The 662-nt window shown below is 40.6% G+C and carries 2 protein-coding genes; both read right to left on the bottom strand.

The window, feature by feature from the left end:
* Nucleotides 1–100: 100 nt before the first annotated feature.
* A complete protein-coding gene (locus tag R7Q46_RS27590) occupies nt 101–277 on the bottom strand; it encodes a hypothetical protein (protein WP_020840228.1) in 177 nt (58 codons plus the stop codon).
* Nucleotides 274–662: BcsE family c-di-GMP-binding protein (locus tag R7Q46_RS27585; RefSeq protein ID WP_318078338.1), on the bottom strand; the 389-nt coding region annotated here is incomplete at its 5' end. The genes R7Q46_RS27585 and R7Q46_RS27590, both read right to left, overlap by 4 nt.

Here is a 662-nt window from a genome sequence, read left to right as displayed (position 1 = left end):
ATGATTCCCTGAAAATAGAGCGCTATTTTTGCGATAAAGTAAATGTTCCACCAGCCCAATCCTATAGTGAAGGGGGTAGAGTCATGAGAATGCGATGTCATTACTTAAGCTTCTTGGTGTTAGTGGCTGATGTATCTAGCTCAAAATAGCGCGAGCGTTTTAAGTGCTTGTGGTAAAAGCGTGTGGTTGCGTTTACTAGGTCACGAAGAAAGTATCCTAGGAGTAGGCCAATACCTAAGCTGATACTCGCGGTCAGTAAAAAGTCGTTAATATTCATGAACGTTCCTTAAGCTCAATGGCCTTTTTGACAGCAAACAAAGGGGGAACATCAACCATGGAATTGGTGGTGGTATGGAATATTTCTCTCTCTGTCGTCAAGGTTGAAACGTCATCGGATATGACGGCTTCATCTTGAACGATGAATTTTAGCTCTGTTTCGATATCTAATTGAGTATCAAACGTGTGAGTTGAGTGAAACAAGTCTCTCACTGGAAACTCAAATATATTGTTTAGTGCAATATCAATATCGCTTTGTCGAATAGCACTGAACAAGACATATAGAGCTTTTTTGCAGGCTGTCACAACGTCGCCATCTCTTCGAATATGACAAAGACGTAAACATTCCTCTGCAGTCATACCTGGCAATAAGTTCAGCTTTATAA

The organism is Vibrio sp. 811 (assembly GCF_033339195.1).
This window is presented reverse-complemented; position numbering and strand designations above follow the sequence as displayed.

Excerpts from the sequence above, each read along its gene's own strand:
- R7Q46_RS27590 (WP_020840228.1), bottom strand. The coding sequence starts at position 277 with ATGAATATTAACGACTTTTTACTGACCGCGAGTATCAGCTTAGGTATT.